This window comes from Paenibacillus sp. NEAU-GSW1 (assembly GCF_009737085.1).
GTDB lineage: Bacteria > Bacillota > Bacilli > Paenibacillales > Paenibacillaceae > Pristimantibacillus.
In genome coordinates, this window is sequence record NZ_WOVL01000026.1 from 34,791 (window position 1) to 49,790 (window position 15,000).

14 protein-coding genes and 1 riboswitch are annotated in these 15,000 nt (G+C 51.7%); of the genes, 6 read left to right on the forward strand and 8 right to left on the reverse strand.

Annotated features, from left to right (window positions below):
• Nucleotides 1–126 precede the first annotated feature (126 nt).
• The 3 genes from GOM71_RS18475 to GOM71_RS18485 all read left to right on the forward strand — a co-directional run bounded on the left by GOM71_RS18475 (nt 127) and on the right by GOM71_RS18485 (nt 4,128).
• The gene (locus GOM71_RS18475; RefSeq protein WP_156283731.1) at nt 127–2,142 is read left to right on the forward strand and encodes a M1 family metallopeptidase; all 2,016 of its coding nucleotides are present in this window, start codon (nt 127–129) and stop codon (nt 2,140–2,142) included.
• Between the two features lie 70 nt (nt 2,143–2,212).
• Nucleotides 2,213–3,034, forward strand: coding sequence for a hypothetical protein (locus GOM71_RS18480; RefSeq protein ID WP_156283733.1), 822 nt, complete (start codon nt 2,213–2,215; stop codon nt 3,032–3,034).
• A 462-nt stretch (nt 3,035–3,496) separates the two neighbouring features.
• A riboswitch (cyclic di-AMP (ydaO/yuaA leader) is annotated at nt 3,497–3,655 on the forward strand.
• A gap of 5 nt (nt 3,656–3,660) precedes the next feature.
• Nucleotides 3,661–4,128, forward strand: a complete 468-nt coding sequence (locus GOM71_RS18485; RefSeq protein WP_483311054.1) for a C40 family peptidase — start codon at nt 3,661–3,663, stop codon at nt 4,126–4,128.
• Between the two features lie 116 nt (nt 4,129–4,244).
• Here GOM71_RS18485 and GOM71_RS18490 read toward each other — a convergent pair whose 3' ends face one another.
• From GOM71_RS18490 to GOM71_RS18500, 3 genes are all read right to left on the reverse strand, one after another.
• Nucleotides 4,245–5,006 carry a class I SAM-dependent methyltransferase gene (locus GOM71_RS18490; protein ID WP_156283735.1) on the reverse strand — a complete coding sequence of 254 codons (762 nt, stop codon included), beginning with the start codon at nt 5,004–5,006 and terminating at the stop codon, nt 4,245–4,247.
• Nucleotides 5,003–5,389: a VOC family protein gene (locus tag GOM71_RS18495; RefSeq protein ID WP_367649695.1), complete on the reverse strand. Its 387-nt coding sequence runs from the start codon at nt 5,387–5,389 to the stop codon at nt 5,003–5,005. The genes GOM71_RS18490 and GOM71_RS18495 overlap by 4 nt, the downstream gene beginning before the upstream one ends.
• Before the next feature lie 568 nt (nt 5,390–5,957).
• Nucleotides 5,958–7,190, reverse strand: coding sequence for an MFS transporter (locus GOM71_RS18500; RefSeq protein WP_156283739.1), 1,233 nt, complete (start codon nt 7,188–7,190; stop codon nt 5,958–5,960).
• Between the two features lie 109 nt (nt 7,191–7,299).
• On the opposite strand from GOM71_RS18500, the gene GOM71_RS18505 reads away from it, so the two are divergent.
• On the forward strand, nt 7,300–7,833 hold the full coding sequence (locus tag GOM71_RS18505; RefSeq protein ID WP_156283741.1) for a GNAT family N-acetyltransferase: 534 nt from the start codon (nt 7,300–7,302) through the stop codon (nt 7,831–7,833).
• Here GOM71_RS18505 and GOM71_RS18510 read toward each other — a convergent pair.
• Both GOM71_RS18510 and GOM71_RS18515 read right to left on the reverse strand, forming a co-directional pair.
• On the reverse strand, nt 7,830–9,056 hold the full coding sequence (locus GOM71_RS18510; RefSeq protein WP_156283743.1) for an EAL domain-containing protein: 1,227 nt from the start codon (nt 9,054–9,056) through the stop codon (nt 7,830–7,832). The genes GOM71_RS18505 and GOM71_RS18510 overlap by 4 nt on opposite strands.
• A gap of 142 nt (nt 9,057–9,198) precedes the next feature.
• Nucleotides 9,199–9,492, reverse strand: a complete 294-nt coding sequence (locus GOM71_RS18515; RefSeq protein ID WP_156283745.1) for a hypothetical protein — start codon at nt 9,490–9,492, stop codon at nt 9,199–9,201.
• Nucleotides 9,493–9,668: 176 nt separating this feature from the next.
• On the opposite strand from GOM71_RS18515, the gene motA reads away from it, so the two are divergent.
• Nucleotides 9,669–10,469 carry a flagellar motor stator protein MotA gene (motA, locus tag GOM71_RS18520; protein WP_156283747.1) on the forward strand — a complete coding sequence of 267 codons (801 nt, stop codon included), beginning with the start codon at nt 9,669–9,671 and terminating at the stop codon, nt 10,467–10,469.
• Entirely contained in the window at nt 10,453–11,292 is an 840-nt protein-coding gene (locus tag GOM71_RS18525; RefSeq protein ID WP_156283749.1) for a flagellar motor protein MotB, read from the forward strand. The genes motA and GOM71_RS18525 overlap by 17 nt, the downstream gene beginning before the upstream one ends.
• Nucleotides 11,293–11,351: 59 nt before the next feature.
• Here GOM71_RS18525 and rluF read toward each other — a convergent pair whose 3' ends face one another.
• The 3 genes from rluF to GOM71_RS18540 are packed head-to-tail and all read right to left on the reverse strand — an operon-like array spanning nt 11,352 to nt 14,782.
• A complete protein-coding gene (gene rluF, locus GOM71_RS18530; RefSeq protein ID WP_367649696.1) occupies nt 11,352–12,062 on the reverse strand; it encodes a 23S rRNA pseudouridine(2604) synthase RluF in 711 nt (236 codons plus the stop codon).
• Entirely contained in the window at nt 12,052–12,858 is an 807-nt protein-coding gene (locus tag GOM71_RS18535; protein ID WP_253944915.1) for an NAD-dependent epimerase/dehydratase family protein, read from the reverse strand. The genes rluF and GOM71_RS18535 overlap by 11 nt, the downstream gene beginning before the upstream one ends.
• 37 nt (nt 12,859–12,895) lie before the next feature.
• Nucleotides 12,896–14,782, reverse strand: coding sequence for a PAS domain S-box protein (locus GOM71_RS18540; protein WP_156283751.1), 1,887 nt, complete (start codon nt 14,780–14,782; stop codon nt 12,896–12,898).
• Nucleotides 14,783–15,000 lie beyond the last annotated feature (218 nt).

Here is a 15,000-nt window from a genome sequence, read left to right on the forward strand (position 1 = left end):
GCTTTTCCACCTTCCCCGTACTTACCTAACGAACTTTTTGAACTACCACTTACATTTTAGCTAATAATCTGCGAAAAGCAAACATATACATGCTTTAGATGCTTGTCAACGGGAGGGAAACGTTCAATGACTCCACGCCACGTCAAACGTTTATTGCTGTTCACGCTCACCGCCGTCCTGCTCGGCCTATCGATCCAGCAGGGCTTCGGCCACGCTTGGCAATCTCAATATACATACGCATTCGCCCCTGCCGCCAAAGCCTTGCCGCAAGCTGCTTCGCAATCGGCCAAGCCGCCCGTCGCCGCGCCTGTCGAACCCGATGTTCCCGATGCCACGCCGCAGGCGTTAAGCAAAAGGGTCGTCGAGTACAACATCAACGTTGCGCTCCAGAGCGACGCTCGTTCGCTCTACGGCGAGCAAACCGTAACTTGGACCAATCCGGGCAAAAAAACGGTGTCCGAGCTCTATTTCCACCTGTATCCTAACGCCTTCTACTCCGACAAAACGACCTTCATGCGCGAATCCAAAGGAAAGCTCCGCGAAGACAAAGCGACTGCCAACAGCCAAGGCTATATGAAGCTGAGCAGCTTGGAGACGCTGGAAGGCGAGAGCCTGCTGCCGCGGCTCCACTATGTGCAGCCCGATGACGGCAATGCCGACGATTTTACGTTAGCCAAGCTTAAGCTGCCTGTCCCTGTCGCGCCCGGCAAATCGGTTACGCTCCAAATGGGCTTCGATGTGAAGCTGCCCGAAGTATTCGCCCGCATGGGCTATTCCGGATCGTTCATTATGGCCGGGCAATGGTTCCCGAAGCTTGCTGTCTATGAAACCGCCGGCATGCGCGGCCGCACGACCGAGGGCTGGAACATTCATCAATATCACGGCAACTCGGAGTTTTACAGCGATTTCGGCATCTACACGGTAAAAATCCAAGTGCCGGAGACGTATACCGTAGCCGCTACCGGCTTCCAGACGAAAGCTCCTTCAAGCACAGGAAACGGCGAGCATGTGTATCAGTTCTATGCCGATGATGTTCATGATTTCGCCTGGTCCGCTTCGCCTGATTTCGTCTATGTTGAAGATACGCTTTCCGGTACCGGCATTCCCGGCGTCCGCATCAAGCTGTATCTCGATCCGGCGCACGAAGCGTTCAAGGACCGTTACATGCATGCGGCTAAATCCGCGCTTTCCAAATACGCGCAGTGGTACGGCGAATATCCGTATTCAACGCTATCCGTGGTCGTTCCGCCGAAAGGCGCTAACGGCGCAGGCGGCATGGAATACCCGACGCTCGTAACCGCCTTCGCCGCCGACAACGATAATCCGGGTTACAGCCTCGAGAGGACAGTCGTGCACGAAGTCGGACATCAATATTGGTACGGCATGGTCGCCTCGAACGAATTCGAGGAGGCATGGCTCGATGAAGGCTTCACGTCCTATGCCGAAGATAAAGTGATGGAAAGTGTGTACGGCGTCGTGCCGAACAATGCGCTTGAAGCAAGCTACTTGACTGATCCTGCTCCGCTCAAGCAGCCGTCATGGGCTTACAACAGCCACAATCATTATGCGGAAAATGTGTACATGCGCGGCAAGCTCGTGCTTCTTGGCATCGAAAACCAGGCAGGCTCGCGGACGATGCAGAAGATCATGCGCACTTACTTCCAGAAATACAAGTTCAAGCATCCGACAAGCAGCGACTTTCAACGTGTCGTTGAGCAAGTCACGAAGGAAAAATGGAATGATTATTTCAATCAGTTCGTCTACAACGACCTCATGGCGGACTTCTCGATTGAATCGGTGCAAGCGAAGCCGGTCGAGCAGGACGGGCAAAAGCTGTACGAATCCGTCGTCGTCGTCAAAAAGAATGGCGGCGTCAACGGCCCGGTCTCCGTTCTCCTTCAATTCAAAGACGGCTCCAGCCTGCCGAAAGAATGGAACGCCGAAGAATCGAACATTCAATATAAAGTCGTGCATACGTCGCCGGTCATCTGGGCCGCTGTCGATCCGAAAAATGTGAACGTGCTCGACAATAAGCATATTAACAACTTTATGCTTGCCGAGCTGCCGGAGCAAACGCGCACCCGCTGGGGCCTTAGCGTCGCCAAAATCATCGAAGGGCTGCTTGGAGCGCTTAGCTGGTAGTGACTCTCAATAACGAGTGGATTTGGGCTTCGCCCAAAGCCCTGATGTAATGAAGCGAGGAGGTTCGTCGATGAAAACGCATTTGAAGCAAGGCTGGCGGCTGGCGCTCAAGCACTTCTATATTGTCATCCTATTATTTATATACCAGCTGCTGTGGGGCTTCTTCCTGTATCGCTTTATCGATTCGGTTGTCACCCCGTTGCTTAAACGCTATCCGGCCGACGGAGCGTTAAATGATTCGGCCGTCAGGCTTTTCTTCAGCGAAGCCCAATTTCAGCTCATGAAAACCGATTTAATTCAGCCCTACCTATGGATGATCGGCGGCTTATTCGCTTGCCGCATGCTGCTTACTCCTCTGTTCAACGCCGGTTTGTTCTACTCTCTCCATCGTGCCGACGACGCCGGGGGCACCAAATTTATAGAGGGCATCCGCCGTGTATGGAAGCCCGTTATGCTGCTCTATTGGCTGGAATCGCTGTTTGCAATTGCTCCGGCTTGGTGGCTCCTTCCTCGCGGCTTGGATTCGCTGCTTCAAAGCGGTACGCTCAGCGAACTGCTGCAAACAACGCTGCCGGGGGCAATCGGCTGGGTGCTCTGGATCGCCCTGCTCCACCTGCTGTTCCTCGCGATGCAATTCGGCGCAGCCTCCGGCAACGGTCCGTTTCATTCGCTATGGAGCGCGCTTCGCCATCTGGCCCCATTCGCCGGACTGTCGCTGCTGATGTGGGCGATTGGCGCAGGAATCGCTCTGTTTGTTACAGGACTTTCGTTAGTGTGGGCCGGCTTGCTTGCACTCGTCGCTCATCAAGGCTATCACCTGATTCGCACTTTAATGAAAGTGTGGACGATCGCATCGCAATACGATTGCTTGCAATCGCGGACACAGGAGTAACAAACTCAAAGGTGCAAATCAGTGGTCATTGCCCATTGGTTTGCACCTTTATTCATGGTACAATTTAGGAGATTTAAACGCTAGAAAACCTGTCCTTCTGCTAATTCGAAAAATTAGAAGTATTAGAATTATAGCCGCCTTTCCGTTGCTGTCGAATGGCGTCAAGACTTGTCCAACCGTTGCTGCCGCTGCATTTTCCGCCACGTCCCGCGCGCTTCTAAGCAGCTTGTACCCGCTTTCATTTTTTCCCCTTCTCCAAAACCTCCACATATTCTTCATAACTCTCACATATTAAATGTAAATAGTTACGAAATATTTAGTCTAAACGCCCTAAATCATTCGGAAAATTTACATGAAAAACATGCAAATCGCGTCATTTTGGCAAAAGGTTACATGAGAATTATTAGAATTTGCCGCTTGAAGGAGGAGATCAGCGAAAAAAAACGAATATTTTCCAAGTACATAATTAGACTGCCTAATTCCTTGTACTGGAAACGGGGGAACCATCTCTGGGTGAATTGATTCTGACGTCTGCATCCATCGTGATCAGCGCCTGAGGAATCATAGGGATCCTTCAACCGAACCCCACAGCTAACCTCGTCGGCATCGGAAGGAGCTTTACCGCTTTGAAGAAGATTACTGCAATACTCGCAGGGCTCGTGATGTTGCTTGCTTTCCAAGCTGGCAGCGTTTTCGCGGACTCGAAGATGGACGGCATTATCGATGATGTTATCGGCACGCCGTACCAAATGGGCGGCACGACTACGAACGGATTCGATTGCTCTGGTTTTACTTCTTATGTTTTTGCAAAAATGGGCATCGATCTCGAGCGCACGTCCGTTGCACAATCCAAAATGGGTAAAAAGGTTGCCAAAAGCGACCTGATCGCCGGAGACCTCGTGTTCTTCAACACGAACGGCAAAGGTGTATCCCACGTCGGCATCTATGTAGGTGACGGCATGTTTGCCCACGCTTCGTCCAGCAAGGGCGTTACGATCAGCAAGCTCAGCGATTCGTATTACGTGGATCGTTATGTAACCGCTCGTCGTGTTATGAATACGACTACTTATGAAAAATATGCTGACGAAGAATAATAGGGAAATATAAGGTGTCTATAAGTGAAATCCTTATAGAGCTTTATATTCCAATAAAGCCGCAAGCCGTGATCCTTAGGGATGTACGGTTTGCGGCTTTATTATTTATCGCGCTGCTACACTTCGCCCCAGAATACCTCAGTCTCATAATCGAAGCTTACACGCCCATTAACATTCGTGCGCGCGAATAGCTCGATCAGCCCTTCCTTTAACTTATCATGGTTAGGCTGCCCCGGGGCAGGAACATAGGAAGACGAGCATGCTCTGCCAATAAGCTCCTCTTGGTTAAACAGCTGGCTGTTCGTAAATCGTCTGACATTCATTTCACCATTGCGGAAGAACGGCCTTAGCTCCAGCGCGGATATATTTTTATGCGTCATTTTCTCATAATCGGCAGCATAATGCCGCAGCAGCTGTTCATAGCCCTCAAGAAACGGTGTTCCGCCCGTTTTTCGCGAATTCCAGATTAACGCCGCTTTTCCGGACGGCTTCAGTATTCGGCGAAACTCCTGTTGCGCGGCTGGACGATCGAACCAGTGGAACGATTGGGCGCAGACGATCAGATCAACCGATTCAGCACTAAGCCCCGTCTCTTCAGCAGCTCCCGCCGCAGAGCGGTAACCGGGCATTTCCGCCAGCTCGCGCTCCGCCGTTAGCCGCATCTCCTGATTCGGCTCCAGCGCGATGACCTCGCAGCCTCGTTCCAGCATCAGCTTGGAGAAAATTCCGGTCCCCGATCCGATGTCGGCGACGATCGCCCCCGGCCGCGCTCCCGCTTCCTCGAATAAGCAGTCAATCGCCGCTGGCGGATAGCTTGGGCGGTATTTCGCATACAGATCTGCGCGATCCGAAAACCGTTCTTTACTGTCTTTGCTCATTGCGCGCCACTCTCCCATTCCATAAACTCAATTCGATTGCCAAACGGATCATGGACGAAAAATCGCTCTACGCCTTCGTCCGCCCGACTGTCGTCAGCAATGATCTCAACATTGCTCTCTTCAAGCCTCGCCCGAAGCGCCTCTAATCGACGCAGCACAAAAGCAGGATGCGCCTTGCGCGCCGGCACGAAATCGAGCTGTACGCCGATATGCACCTGGTGGACGCCGCATTGAAACCACACGCCGCCGCGCTGTCGAAGCGGCTCAGGCTTCTCGATTTCCGGCCAACCCAGCAATCCGGCAAAAAAAGCGCGAGCTGCCGGTTCGCACCCCTCGGGAGCTGCCAATTGAACATGATCAATCCCTGCAAATTCAAACGCCACTGCCATCGCCGCCTTTCGTTCGATAAAGCAAGCTATGTTTCATTTAATGAAACAGTGTTTCATTTTACAATTATACTATAACGATTCTGCTTCATTTTATCAAGTCCTTTTCCATCTCTCAGCTCCTAGCCCCCTCCCGTCCGCCGAACACAACTGCCTTTCTACTTGCCGCTGTCCGCTTTTTAGCGAACCTGCTTCGCAGTATAACGAAGTAAATTTCGCTAATCGCCGCCGAAATCGGACGGCGACAGCCCCGAGCGAAGCTGTTTTCGCTATCCGGCAATCTGTATTCGCTATTAGCGCAACTGGCTTCGCTATTCATTGCTGCTCACCTTCAAACGCCCATTCCAACGAATCTGCCTTCGCTAATCAGCGAACCTGCTTCGCAATCCCCCCACCGGGTGCCGCCACAGCCGCAGTCGCCGCGGTCGCCGCGGTCGCCTCTCCAGCAACATACACCACGCCGGACAAAACAAAACAAACTAAAAAAAGACATCCAAACGGCTCCTCGCCGTCTGAATGCCTCTCATTTCAAAACCTCATTTGCCCTCATAGCTAACTTGATCGATCATGCCTCCGACTTCACCCCTCGGCCCGCAAGCTGGCGGCGCCCCTGCATAAGCATAAGCAGCAGCAGCGCAAGCATAAGAACGATCGAGCCGCTGATCATCCACAAGGTGCTGCCTGCGCCGTAACGATCCATCAGCCATCCGGTCACGCGCGGAAAAAATGCGCCGCCAAGTCCCCCGAATGCGACGAGCAGACTCGTCGTCCGCTCCGTCATGCTCGGCGTCTTCTCCGTTGCATAGACGAGCGCTATGCCAAATATGCCGGAGAAGAACAAGCCGCTTAAGCCGATCAGCACGAGCATCACGTTCAAGCTGCCCGCAGCTCCCAATCCGATAAAGACGCAGACAGCACCAGCTGTTGCAACAAGCAAGTAACGCGCATAGCCGGCGCGATCCGCCAATCGTCCCGCAAACAAACGCCCGACAATCATCATGCCCCAGAACAAGCTAAGCGCGGCAGGCGCGCTCCCGGCAGCAATATCCGAGCGTTCGATGAGAATAGACGGCAAGTAATTGGAGAAGCTCATTTCCATTCCCACATAGACCATGAAGAACAACGCCGCCAGCACAATGAACCCAAATGCCTTCGGCTGGTAGCCAAGCAAACCAGATGAAACGGAAGCTTTCCCCTGAGGCCCCGCAGCCGTCTCAGCAGACACTCTCGCATGAAAGCCAATCCGATCGTCAAGCGGGCCAAACGACATCGTAAGCCATAAAATAAACGTTATGCCCGAAAGCGCGGACAATATCGGAAAAGAAAGCTGCCATATGTCATACTTGATCAGCAGTCCTGCCATCGTCGGCATCAGAAAAGCGCCGACGCCGAAAAACGTCTCCACCTTGCTCATCGCCGACGCCTTGCCGTCCTGAGCGGCCATATCGATGACCATCGCGCCGACAACCGCTTCCGTCATTCCGAAACCGAAGCCCGCCAGCGGCGCAATCGCCAGCATAAGCCCCCAAGACGGCAGCAAGCTGTACGCCGCCTCGCTTATCGTCAATATCCCGATTGCAATAAGCACGCCGCCTCTTTTCCCTGCTTTGGACGTTATCGTCGGGGCAAGCAAAACGCCGACAAGGAAACCAAGAAACTGATTCATGATCCATTGCCCGCCGTCTTTATACGACAAGCCGTATTTCATCATCATTTGCTCCAGTACAGCTCCGCCCACGACATGGGCCAGTCCAATCACCAAATAAGACAGGCAACCGAGCCACAACAATTTCCGCATGTTACAATCTCCTTGACCTAGCTGCTCTTCTAAGAAGTAGCGTATAATAATAGAACCTGTTCTGCATTGCAATCATTTGCTTCTATAGTAAGGGAGTTGTCCGCCCCAAATGTCATCGCAATCCGATGCCGCATCCTTATATTATAAACCAGAAACGATAGCCATGACCATCATTCCGCTTGAAAATATCCATGCAGAGCAGCTATGCGATTGGAAGTATGAAGCGCCCTACCGCATGTACGAATGGCCGTCTTGGGAACGCATGCAAAAGGACGGAATCGAATTTGGCGATCCCGTCCTTAGACAACAGCAGTATAAAGCGATTCTCGACGCTCAAGGGCAATTGATCGGCTTTGCTCAGCTTTTTCCGATCGTCGGCGTTACTCGGATCGGCCTAGGCCTGCGCCCCGACCTTTGCAGCCGCGGAATCGGGCCGGCGCTAACATCCCTCATCACCCGCGAGGCATTACGGCTATCGCCCGGCAATGCCGTCGATCTCGAGGTGCTGACCTGGAACCACCGAGCCGTCCGCGCCTACAAGAAAGCAGGCTTCGTTATAGAAGATACTTACATTCGCGCGACGCCGCGCGGCGCAGCCGAATTCCACTGCATGCTTTTTCAATCACCGTTGCCGCGATCTTAGACCGCTTCCGGAACCTTCATGTCCGCGAACAAAATAAGGCCATTTTCGGCCAATACAGAGATGGTGCGAATCCAGGCATGCGAGTCCAAATCGGCATAGACCCTGGACACGATCGTCTGCCGCCGTCCGTTAAACTGGACCAGGTTCGGCACAAAATACGGCCGCCAGCTCCAGTTGGCACTGACATATTCCCTCTCCTGCCGCCATCCCTCTTGCGTTTCGCGGGCGAAATTGGAGGACAACTGTATGCCGTCGCCCCGGCATAGGTACACGCGAATGCAGTCCTCCTGCAGCTTCGGCAGCAATTCGCGAATCCATGTATCATACATTTCAAAATCGCCGTCATGGATCAGCGTCAAATCAATCTGAGCGGCAAGCTGCTCCGACTGTTCCTGCCAATACTGCTCCGTCTGGAGATATTTTCGCATATGCGCCTCCAGCTCTCCCTCAAGCAAAGGCGCAAAGCGATCCGCTTTCTGGAACTCAGGCTCCGCCTTCGAGAACAAAAAGCCCTGCACATAGCGGGCGCCAGCCTCGATTGCCCGTTCCAAATCGTCCTTCGTCTCTACGCCCTCCGCAAGCAGAGATGCGCCAATCTGCTCCGCGAGCGCCGAGAACGATCGCAACGCCCCAAGATAACCGTCATGGGTGGCGCTCCGCTTGATCATATGCATGTCGATTTTCAAAATATTCGGCTGAATATGAGCAATCCGCCCCGTGCTGCTGAAGCCGCTTCCCACATCGTCAATTGCAATCAAGCAGCCTCTTGACCGATAAAGATCGACAACCTTGCGCAGCTGCTCGCGTGAGCCGTTAAAGCTCTCCTCCGTAATCTCGATGACGATGCGGCGCGGATCTATTCCGTATTTATCAATAAGAGACAGCGTGTAAAGCTCTCCCGATTCCGCATACCGGGATATCCAATTGGGCTTCAAATTAAGGAACAGAAGCGGCGGCTGATCGAGCTCGCTTAGCTTCTTCATAGCCTGTTCCCGCAAGATGCGGTCTACAACGATATGGTCCTCGACCGGCACCGCTTCGTTGCAGAAAAACGAACCGAGACTGCGAGCCGCCCCATCCTCCTTGCAAGCCCTCCCGAGCACCTCATAACCAACAATTCTTCTCGTATCCATCGCAATGATCGGCTGGTAGAACGCTCTTAATTGTTCGCCATCCAAACCGAGCGCTTTAGGCAAGCCGATATTTATAATTAAGTCGTTCATTGCGCGCTCTCTCCCGTGTCACTAACATGTCATTATATCTATCATAATATTGATTATAATGATATATTAATCGACAATAAATGTAAACAAGCGGCAGATTATCTGCCGCCTATTCTCCGAATATGTCGAAATTCCTTCAAATTTAAACGAGACGAACCATTCGCGTTACTTTATCTCCCTGAGAAACCTCAATAACATGATGCTTCGCATGATACGTGATTTCACCGTCGCCGACCGCGATAACCGACTGCTCGCCCAGACCGAAGAACACATCGTCTGCCAGCGCCTCCATCACCTCGTGACGCTCCTCCGCGCCAAGCGCCTCCCACTCCTCCTCTTCCATCTCAAAAAAAGTATAGCTGCGCTCGATCGCGCCGACCGCTTCCGTCAGCTCCTTCAATATATCCGCATATTCTCTGGCATGTCTAACACCCATTTTGAACAACCGCCTTTGTCTATATTTGATCGCCTGCAACGATGCCTCATACGATCAGTTTGCCGCATTTTATGAAATTTAACGCTTCAATTCATGCATTAAGTCTAATCTCATTAATACTTCCTGTCGATATAAAAAGTAGAGAAATGTCGAATACGTACTGGACGGGGTGTATTATGGAAAAATCTACGATATTAGGTGTTGTGCTCGGGCTTGTCGCTGTTTTGGTAGGTATGGTGTTAAAGGGTGCCGGTCTGGAAAACCTGCTGAATCCCGCCGCCTTCATGATTATTATAGTCGGAACAGTCGCAGCCGTGCTTATCGCCTTCCCATTATCGGAGCTTTCGAAAACCGGAAAATTGTTCAAAATTGTATTTACAGAGCAAAAGCTGATTGCCCGCGTCGAGCTGATCGACCGCTTTATGGAGTGGGCTTCCATCACTCGCCGCGAAGGCTTGCTTGCTCTTGAAGCTAAAGTAGATGACATCGAAGACGCATTCCTCCGCAACGGCATGCGCATGATCATTGACGGCAATGATCAGGATTTCGTTCGCGACGTTCTCCTTGAGGACATTTCCGCTACGGAAGAACGCCATAAAGCAGGCGCGCTCATTTTTACGCAAGCGGGTACATACGCACCAACACTCGGGGTACTCGGCGCCGTTGTCGGTCTCGTTGCCGCATTGGCGGACATGAGCGACATGGATCATCTCGCTCATGCGATCGCCGCCGCCTTCATTGCAACGATGCTCGGTATTTTTACCGGTTACGTCCTTTGGCATCCGATTGCCAATAAGCTGAAGCGTCTGTCGAAACGCGAGATTGAAATCCGTCTGATGATGGTCGAGGGCTTGCTCTCCATCCAGTCGGGCGTTTCCACTATTGCGATTAACCAGAAGCTTTCCGTATTCCTGACTCCAACCGAGCGCGTCAAGCTGCGGGAGAAGGAGGAAAGAGCCGTTGAGCAAAAAGCGTAAACATGGCGATCACGAGGAGCATATCGACGAGTCCTGGCTCATCCCTTATGCCGACTTGCTCACCCTGCTGCTCGCAACCTTTATCGTTCTCTATTCCATGAGCTCCGTTGACGTAAAGAAATTCGAAGAATTAAGCCAAGCGTTCAACATCGCATTAAACGACGGTGTCGGTGTTTTGGATAACCCTTCCATCATTCAGAAGGGACAGCAAAAAGAAGAAATCATCAATGAAGACCAAGAAGAAGACAAAGAGAAAGATTCGAAGTCGGAATCGAAATCTGAAGAAGAAGCTCGCCTTGAAGAGCTCCGGAAGAAAGAGCAAGAGGACCTCGAGAAGCTCAAGCGCAGCCTCGATAATTACATTAAGAAGAACGGCCTGACGACAGAGCTGGAGACGAAGCTGAACCAATCGCAGCTGATGATTACAATTAGCGACAATGCTTTGTTCGCTTCCGGCAGCGCCGACTTGAAGGATGACTCGGAAGAGCTTGCTTCAGCGATCGCGAAGATGCTGCAGCAATACCCTGAATATGAGATTATCGTAGCTGGACATACGGATAACGAGCCGATTTCCACGCATGAGTTCAAGTCGAACTGGGATCTGAGCTCTACCCGCGCCATCCGCTTTATGGACGTTCTGCTGCAGAACGCCAATCTGCAACCGGAACGCTTCAGCGCAATCGGCTACGGGCAATATCGCCCGGTTGCAACGAACAACACCATCGACGGCCGTGCGAAAAACCGCCGCGTAGAAGTTTCGATTATCCGGAAGTACGTCGATCAAGAGAAAGCGCAGCAAGTGCCGGCAACGCCGAAACAGTAACACAAAAAAACCTGACTGGCCGCTCATTGCAAGCGGCGAACAGTCAGGTTTCTTTGTTCTTACGCCAAAGAGGCCGGTTCGTACTGAAGCGTGTGAAACAACTTCTCGCGTTCTTCATCCGTCAGATCGCGCCAGCGGCCCGTCGCGAGCTCCCCCAGCTCAATATTCATAATGCGAATGCGCTTCAGCTTGTGGACATGATAGCCGTAAGCTTGACACATTCTGCGAATTTGCCGGTTCTTCCCTTCCGTCAGAATAATACGGAACGTTCGCTGGGCTATGCGAGTAACGACGCAAGGCAGCGTCATGCTCCCCAAAATTCTAACGCCGCTCGACATCCCTTTAATAAACTCGTCCGTCACAGGACGGTCGACGGTCACGATGTACTCCTTCTCATGCTTGCCCTCCGAACGCAAGATCGGATTGACGACATCGCCGTCATTCGTAAGCAGTATGAGCCCCTCGGAGTCCTTGTCCAGCCGTCCAATCGGGAAGATGCGCTCCGGATGCCCGATGAAATCTACGATATTTCCTGGAATATGCAACTCCGTCGTACTCGTAATGCCTACCGGCTTATTCAAAGCGATATAAACATGGCGCTTCTGCTCGCCGATCCGCTTGCCGTCGATACGCACATCGTCGCCAAGCTCCGCCTGACTGCCAAGCTCCGCTTTGACGCCGTTAATCGTCACTCGGCCGCTCTCTACGAGCTTATCCGCCTCGCGGCGGGAGCAGAAACCGGTCTCGCTAATAAACTTGTTAATCCGCACTGCTGTTCACCCCATCTGTATGTACTGCCATTGCCGCAATCATATCCGACGGATACGTATAGACTGTCGGCCGTTTGTTTTCGCCGTGCGCCTGATGCGCCGGCTTTCCTGACGCCGCCTGCCTTGCGGCCGCGCGCATTGCGCTCGCCACCGCCTCCCCCGCAATCGGACGATACGGACGCAACGGCCCGACCAACAGCCAGCTTATCCCTTTGGACAGCACCGCTCCAATAGACTCGACCAGACGAAACGTCTGCCGTTCCCCGTGCAATAAGCTCGGTTGGAAGAAATGGATCGATTCCAGCGGCAGCTCCGCCAAACGCTCCTGCAATTCTCCCTTTACTCTGCTATAAAAAAACGCCGAGCTTGTCGACGCGCCCATCGCCGTTATTACCATATAGTGCTTCGCGCCCGAAAGCTCCGCCCATCTGGCAAGCTCAAGCGGATATTGATAATCCACTTTACGGAACGCCTCCTGAGAGCCGGCCGTCTTGATCGTTGTCCCTAACGCACAAAAAACGACGTCAACCGCGACATCGTCCAGCGCATCTCCTAAACAATCGAAATCCGCAATGATGACGCGGAGCTTTGACCGATCCAGCGACGCATCCTTAAGCTCCAACGGCCTTCTGGCCAGAACAGTGACTGCGCTGCAGGCTGGATCCGCAAGAAGCTGCCTTAACAATGCCCCTCCAACCATACCTGTCGCACCCGCCAACAGACAGCGGTACGTTCCGAACATTCCGCGAGCCGTCTGGTTTCGGCTCGTATGATACGCTTCCTTTGCTTCCGCCATTTGCTCACCCGCCGCCATAGTTAATGATTGCGTTGCGTTATGATTGTTCCATTACGTTCAGTATACCTTCATTCTGCTCGTTATTCAAAGCCGGGAGCGTAATGGTTACCGTCGTTCCAACGTTCACCTGGCTTTGAATGTCCATCAACCCTTGATGACTATGTATGATGCGCTGGCTTATCATCATGCCAAGCCCCGTACCGCTTTCCTTGCCCGTGAAAAACGGATTGCCGATCTTCGGAATCATATCCTCCGGAATGCCGATGCCCTCATCCGTAATTGCGATTGTAATCTGCTCGTTTTTGACCGCGATGTGCGAATGAATGCGTCCGCCGCTCGGCATCGCCTCGATGCCATTCTTCAACAAATTAATGAAAACCTGCTTAAGCTGGTTTTCTTCGCAAGAAACGAGACATGGGCTGTCTGTAAAGGAAGTCGTAAACACAACGTTATACATATTGGCTTCACTGTCCAGCAGTGACATGACGTCCTTTAGCACGTTCCGGACATCCTTGGTCGCAAACCGAGTTGCCTGCGGCTTAGCCAAAATCAAAAACTCGCCTACAATTAGATTGATCCGATCCAGCTCCGACAGCATGAGCGCAGTATGCTCCAATTTCAGCTGCTGGCTCTGCTGCTGCAGCTGCAGGAAGCCTCTGAGCGTTGTTAGCGGATTGCGAATTTCGTGCGCCACACCCGCAGCCAGCTGCCCGACAGTCGTCAGTTTCTCAGAATGGCGCAATAGCTCCTCCATCCGGTTACGGCTTCTCATATCTCTCGTAATGCTGGCGAATGCCTGAACCGCGCCCTGGTCGTTACGAATCGGCGACACTGTCACGCTGACCGGAATAATCTCGCCTGTTCTCGTAACTCTTACCGTCTCCTGCGCCGGCAATACCCTCCCTGACAGCAAGGAATTGATGATCAGCTTCATCTCCGAACGATGAGAATCCGGTATAAGCTGCAAATTGCCGCCCACAGCCTCCTCGCTGGTATAGCCAAAAAGCTGCTCGAACGCATGGTTGACTTGCGTAATTCTCCCTTCCAGATCGACGACATGAATCGCATCGCTCGTATGATTAATGAAGGATTGCAAATAATTATTCATTCTGCGATTGTCTTCGAACGCTTTGCGCAGCTTGTCCATATAAATGGTGAGATTTTGCGACATCGCATTTATTTTCAGCCCGAGAAGACTAAATTCATCCTTCCCATGCACTTGTATAACAGAGTCAAACCGCCCCTGCGAAACCTCGTTTACTTTCCACAAAATATCGCGAAGCGGCCGCAGCAGCACCCCGGACAACAAATAACTGCTAACCCATGCGAATAAAAAAATAAACCCGGCATGCTGAAGCGCCCTCATCCGTTTGAGATCGACTATTTGATGAAATCCGGTACAATCGTATACGATGCCAACGACATAGGGAGACGACGGCCCGCTGCTGTAATAGCTTTTAAGCACTTCCCGGTCAAGCAGCATGACCTCTCGAACGACATATTGCTCTTTAACTGCTTGCGCTATTTTGGCCGCATCGTTGGACTCATCGCGATAATTGTAGTCGCCGAAAGCTACATACGGCCGGGCTTGCTCCTCGACGCTCAAGCTATTCCCCTCGGATACGTCGGAACGATGAACAAACACGGAAACCTCCAAAATTTGCGGATCGGTCTTCTTCAACATATCCACAATACTTTGCAGCTTACCTGCTGCGTTATAATATAAATTCCCCCCACTCTGTTCGGAATACCGCATTTCTTCAGCTATCGTACTTGAAAACTGGGTCGCAATGACTCTCATTTCCTTGTTAGCCTCTTGCTCCATATTGCGCACCGCCGATATTTCGTCCACAATAACAATAACGAGGAACACGACCATGATAATAAGTGTAATAATAATGGAAAACTTAGTTTTGAATGACAATGATGCAACACTTCCTTTGTAAGAATTCGACTGTTCTTATCCACAAGTTATTCACGTTATCTACAATGCATCCACATATGGTTCGAATAGTTTGTGTGTATCTTTGTGGACAATCATATAGTTATCCACAGAATTATCCACTACATGTTAACAACGGAATATTTGTTCGATGCATAATTATACATTTACCGCTTTAATCTAATATGGAGGTATATTTG